Genomic DNA, 6,176 nt, shown 5'->3' with positions numbered 1-6,176 from the left:
GAGTGGTTAACTGTCGATAGATTTGTTTAGGAGTTCCTCTATGTCATCAATCTAAAACTGAATATTTTTAGAATATGAGTGTAATTTTGTCTTGACAAAGGTCACTTCATAACAGGTGAACCTATGAATAAGTTGGAACAAGCACGTACGCAAATAGATGCGATTGATCGTGAAATGGCTAAGCTATATGAAGCCAGGTTGGATGCCGTTAAAGATGTGATTGCGTATAAAATAGAAAATGATTTACCAATTCTAGATTCAGGTAGAGAGCAGGTTGTAATTGAAAAGAATCTGCAGTTTATTCAGAATCCGGGTTATAAAGAATATTATGAGTCTTTTATAAAGTTCATTATGAAAGAATCGAAGGCCTATCAAAGAACGTTGCAGTCTCATGATAAAGTTGGATATTGCGGAGTTGAAGGTGCCTTTGGGCATATGGTGAGCGAGAAGTTGTTTCCTTCCAATCCAAAAGTGGGCGTTTCTAGTTTTGAGGAAGTTTTTCAAATGGTTGTCCATTCAGACGTACAATATGGTGTGATTCCTTTTGAGAATACGAATTCTGGATTGGTTGGAGAAGTCTTAGATTTATTAATGGAATATCCAGTGTATATTCAGTCAATTTATGATCAAAAGATTGAACAATGTTTACTTGGAATTCCGGGCAGTACATTAAAAGATGTGGAGTGGGTCTATTCAAAGGATCAAGCACTTTCACAGTCTAAAGAATTTTTAAAGGAATTAAATGTACAAACGGTGGCCTATCCAAATACGGCGATGGCAGCTCAATATATTTCAGCACAACAGGATGTGCATAAAGCAGCTATTGGTGCTAAGGAAAATGCAGAGCTGTATGGCTTAAAGGTGTTGGCTACAAACATTCAAGAAAATGCGACTAACACAACGCGATTCTTGGTAATTGGATTAAAGCCACAAATGCAGGGCAATCGCTTTAGTATGGTTCTATCGGTTAAACATGAGAGTGGCGCTTTGGCAAAGATCATTGATTGTATTGCCAAGAATGGATTGAACATGGAAAGTATTCAGTCTAGACCGATGAAAAATAAACCTTTTGAGTATTTCTTCTTTGTCGAAATTGAAGGGGATATGTCAAAGGCAAATGATTGTATTCGAGAGGTACAGTCTGTGTGTGAAAGTGTAAAAGTATTGGGAGCATATACTTTAAAGGAGGAAAAATAAGTATGAATTTTGTGAAGGAAAGTGTCAATCAAACACCAATCGTAGATACTGTATTCTCAATTGTTGCCAAGGCAAAAGAGGCTAAGGCTAAGGTGGGAAGTGAAAACGTTGTAGATGCGACAATTGGTTCTTTATATGATGAAGAGGGAACTTTGGTTGCCTTAGACAGTGTATTTAGTTCATTAAAAAACTTGGATAATAAAGTATTGGCAGCCTATGCAGCTAGTTTTACAGGAAATCCAGACTTTAGACAAAAAGTATATGACTGGGTATTAAATGGGAATTCACACTTAGAACATGAAGTTATCGCAACACCTGGAGGAACCGGTGCTGTTGGTATGACTTTACAAGAGTGTCTAGATGAGGGACAAACAGTTGTCTTGCCAGAAATCGCATGGGGATCTTATGCACTAATGGCGCAGATGCACAATTTGAATGTGGAAAAATATAGTTTATTTGAAGAAGATCACTTTAATTTAAACTCTTTTAAATCGGCATGTAAAAATGTGATGGAAAAACAAAATCGTTTAGTCATTGTGATCAACGATCCTTGTCACAATCCAACTGGTTATTCTTTAAGTGAAGACGAATGGAAAGAAGTCATTTCTTTCTTGAATGAATGTTCAAAAACACATGCCGTAGTATTGTTGAATGATATTGCGTATATTGATTTTTCTTCTAGACAAGAAAAGGCGAAAGAATATTTTGCACAGTTTGATCAAATTGAGAAAAACTTTGTCGTAATTGTCGCATTTAGTTTATCAAAATCAATGACGAGCTATGGACTTCGTTGTGGTGCTGCCATTGTGTTAGGACAAGAAAAAGAAGCAGTGCAACAAGTGAAGATCGTATTTGAAAAGGATGCGCGTGCGACTTGGTCAAATATCAACAATGGGGCTATGGCTACATTTGTAGATGTATTAGACAATCATAAAGATGCGTATGATAAAGAAAGATTGCACTATGTAAATTTATTAAAAGAACGTGGAGATATCTTTGTCAAAGAAGCGAAGGAAGTGGGATTAAAACATTATCCTTACAAAGAAGGATTCTTCGTAACTTTATCTATGGATAATGAAACACGTGACAAATTCCATGAGGCATTAATGGAAAACAACATTTTTACCGTCAAAGTAAATTTGGGTATTCGTGTTGCGATTTGTTCTTTATCGGTTGAAAAGACAAAGGGACTCGCAAAAAAGATGAAGGATATTTTGGATACAGTAGCTTAATACTGTATCTTTTTTTTCATCCACATATGTGGGACTCCTTCATCATCGTCAATTTGACCAAACTGAATATAGCCTTGTTTTTCGTAAAATGGGTGGATACGAACTTGTGCGTGTACCACAATTAAGTCTCCGTTTAATTTTTTGATTTCATTTTCGGCACTTTCAAGTAGTAAATTACCCATATGTTGATTTCGATATTCCTTTAATACAGCCACCCTTCCAATGGTATAGTGATCGTTTTCTTTGAAGAAACGACATGTTCCGATGGGTTTTCTTTCATCAAAGGCAACAATATGATGACTAATAGTGTCGATTTCATCAAATTCGTTTTCAAAGCCTTGTTCTTTCACGAATACTTCAATACGAATGTCTTTGGCTTCTTGTGGTAAGGTTGTATACGTTTTTGTGTTCATAATCATTCTTCTTTCTTTTCTCATACATTAACAACTCAAAAATAGAAAGTCAAATTTGTGGTATAATAAGGAGTAAGTTAGGTGGGAAGAAATATGCGCATTTATGAAGAATCTTTAAATCGTTTTATTAAAAATTCATGGATATATTATGAGGCAAATGATCCTTATTATGCAGGTAAGATTGAGCGTATCTCAATTGAAAGAGTGCATGATCGGATTTTATATTATGAAGTAAAGGCTATTATTCAAACGTGTTGGAATGAGGAAATTATTAATTTTAGAGTGAATGAATATGGTACGATATTAACTACAAATTGTACATGCTCACAAGAGACACATAAAGGGTGTGTGCATTTAGTAAGTGTAGTGCGTGCCATTAATGCGATCAATCCCCAGATTTTTCCGTTTTGTGTGGAGTATCAACAATATATTGAAGAAAAAAATCGGCAAGAAGAATTGGAAAGAAAGCGTCGAAGAATTCATAGCTTGAATCAGACGGCATTTGATTTTCTAAAAGAAAAACAAGAAGATAAAGTTAACAATTTCTTTAAGGAAAACGAGAATCGAATTCGTTTGACGTTGCATCCTACAAATTCATATTATTATGATCAGGCAGCGTTTAAATTAAAGATTCAAGTGAATCGTGCATATATAGTAAAGAATATTCAAACTTTAATGCTAGGCTTTTTTGAAAAGAAATTGGAATCTTTTGGGAAAAACACACAGATTTATTTAAATCCAGAAGATTTGGATGAGCCAAGTCAAAAGATTTATGCATTTTTGATGAAATATAGTTTTTCAAAAGATTGGCAAAAAGACGGGGAAATCTATTCGGAATGTCTGGATGATTTCTTTGATTTAAATGTATCTTTGCCTAATGACTATACCGAATTTAAAACGGATGAAAAAGATATAAAATTAGTTATAAAATTGGTTGAATATGATGATTGTTTCGAACTCAATGTAGATTTGGATGATAATTTTCTAATTGGTAATAAACATTTGTATGTAGTGGATTATAAAAATATTACGCGATACACATTGGATGCGGATGGCTTTTTAGCTTCACTTGCGTATAATGTTTCGCAAGAAGATGGTTGGTTGATTAAAAAAAGTGATTTTAGAGCTTTTTACTTACAATGCTTGCAGCCATATATGGATTATATTCAATTAGAAACGAATGTAGATGTAGAAAAATATGCGACTGTAATTGAGAATATTCGTGTGTATTCAGATCTTGAAAATGCGAATATGATTGTATGGGGAAACTATCTAGAAAATAATCAAAAAAAGAGTTTTTTCACAAATACAGATTCCAACCAAATTGCCAGTATAGAAGCAATTATTTCGCATTATGCGGTAAAGATTGAAGATAATAAGGCTGTATTTAAAGGTCGAAGCGATGCGTTATATAATTTTTTGGATCATGGAATTCCTTTGATTCAAAAACAAGCGGATGTGTATGTGTCTGAGGAATTGAAACGTTTAAAGAATCGTCACAGTATGAATTTAAGTGTAAAGGTCTATGTTCAAAATGATTTATTGAAGATGGAACTAGATAGTGATGTGAACGCAGATGAATTGTCACATATTTTAAATGCGTATCGAAAGAAGAAAAAGTTTTATCAGTTAAAGAATGGCGAAATGATTGATTTGGAAGATACAGGTTTAGAACAGTTGAATGAATTGGCTTTTACAATGAATTTAACGACTAAGGATTTCAAGAAAGAAACAATTGAAAAACCAGCATATCAGGCTTTCCATTTAATGGATGTGGATTCAGAATTGGATGTTCGTAATGATGATTCGGTTACAGAATATACAGATCGATTAATGAAAGTGAAAGAACAAACAATTCAATTGAAGGATGAGTATAAATCTTTATTGCGCACGTATCAGCAGCAGGGCATTCAATGGTTGTATGATTTGAAAAACATGAATTTAAATGGAATTCTTGCCGATGATATGGGACTTGGAAAAACTATTCAAGTATTGGTATTTTATGAACAGTTTGTTTCAAAGGATAAACCGAGTTTGATTGTATGTCCAAGTAGTCTAATGTATAACTGGATGTCAGAAATTGAAAAGTTTAAGATTGGTGTGGACGCTGTTTGTGTTACGGGAACGCAAGAAGTTCGTAAAGAGATTATTCAGGAAAATCACGAACTCTATATTACGACATATGATTATTTGCGTAGGGATGTTGAATTGTATATGCCTATGGAATTTGAATATATTGTTCTAGATGAGGCACAGTTTATTAAGAATCCTAAGACAAAGAATGCGCAAAGTGTAAAGGCTTTAAAAAGTAAACATCGTTTGGCATTAACAGGAACGCCAATTGAGAATAGTTTAAGTGAATTGTGGAGTATCTTTGATTTCTTGTTGCCAGGATATCTATATAGTTTGAATTATTTCACAAAGAATTTTGAGAAACCCATTCAGATGGGGGATGATGACAGACAGTCCAAACTTCAAAAGTTGGTGTCGCCATTTATTTTGCGCAGAACGAAAAAACAAGTGTTGAAGGATTTGCCGGATAAGGTTGAGAAAGATATGTGGTTAAACTTTAGTCCGGAGGAAAAGCAGTTGTATCTTGCAAATCTTGCCCAAGTCAATGAGCAGCTTCAGCAACAATTAGAATTGGAACAAGTGGATTCGATTTTGATCATCGCGATGATGACGCGTCTTCGTCAGATTTGTTGCGAACCAAGAATGTTATATGAAAACTATAAGGGTGAGAGTACAAAGTTTACAATGTGTCTTGAATTGATTGAGACATTAAAAGAGAATGGTAAGAAAGTCTTGTTGTTTTCAAGTTTCACAAGTATTTTTGATTCCTTTATCGAAGAGTTTAAGCAGCGAGGCATCAAATACCATATGATTACAGGTGCAGTTGATAAGAAGAAGCGTAAAGAAGAAGTAGATGCTTTTCAGAGTGATGATTCGGATGTATTCTTAATTTCATTAAAGGCCGGTGGAACTGGGCTAAATCTGACTAAGGCACAAGCTGTGATTCATTATGATCCTTGGTGGAATGTGAGCGCGCAAAATCAAGCAACAGATCGTGCGTATCGTATTGGTCAGACAAAAAATGTGTTAGTGTATCAGTTGTTGATGAAGAACACAATAGAAGCGAAAATCTACGAGATGCAGAAGCGCAAAAAAGAGATGAGTGATATATTTGTCGAAAATTCAAATGGTGGCATTTCGACTTTATCCAAGGAAGAATTGAGAGATTTATTCTCTATGGAATAGGAACTATATAATTTTTTGAAATATATAGTTCTTTTTTATAAAAATGTGTTAAAATAGAAGCAATGAAAGGGATTAC

Annotated in this window: 4 protein-coding genes; 3 read left to right on the top strand and 1 reads right to left on the bottom strand. The window is 34.3% G+C overall.

Going from position 1 to position 6,176, the window contains the following annotated elements; translation table 11 throughout:
* The first annotated feature begins 123 nt into the window (after positions 1-123).
* Positions 124-1,197: a chorismate mutase gene (locus H8911_RS01980; RefSeq protein WP_117925079.1), complete on the top strand. Its 1,074-nt coding sequence runs from the start codon at positions 124-126 to the stop codon at positions 1,195-1,197.
* 2 nt (positions 1,198-1,199) lie between these two features.
* The gene (locus H8911_RS01975) at positions 1,200-2,429 is read left to right on the top strand and encodes a pyridoxal phosphate-dependent aminotransferase (protein ID WP_186998542.1); all 1,230 of its coding nucleotides are present in this window, start codon (positions 1,200-1,202) and stop codon (positions 2,427-2,429) included.
* Here H8911_RS01975 and H8911_RS01970 read toward each other — a convergent pair.
* Positions 2,426-2,842, bottom strand: a complete 417-nt coding sequence (locus H8911_RS01970) for a GNAT family N-acetyltransferase (RefSeq protein WP_117925083.1) — start codon at positions 2,840-2,842, stop codon at positions 2,426-2,428. The genes H8911_RS01975 and H8911_RS01970 overlap by 4 nt on opposite strands.
* Positions 2,843-2,935: 93 nt before the next feature.
* Between H8911_RS01970 and H8911_RS01965 the strand changes: the two genes are divergently transcribed.
* Entirely contained in the window at positions 2,936-6,100 is a 3,165-nt protein-coding gene (locus H8911_RS01965; RefSeq protein ID WP_186998541.1) for a DEAD/DEAH box helicase, read from the top strand.
* Positions 6,101-6,176 lie beyond the last annotated feature (76 nt).

Origin of the sequence: Holdemanella hominis (genome assembly GCF_014306155.1) — a bacterium.
Classification (GTDB): Bacteria; Bacillota_I; Bacilli_A; order Erysipelotrichales; family Erysipelotrichaceae; genus Holdemanella; species Holdemanella hominis.
Note: the sequence above shows the minus strand (reverse complement) of the source record. Positions and strands in the feature narration are given on the sequence as shown.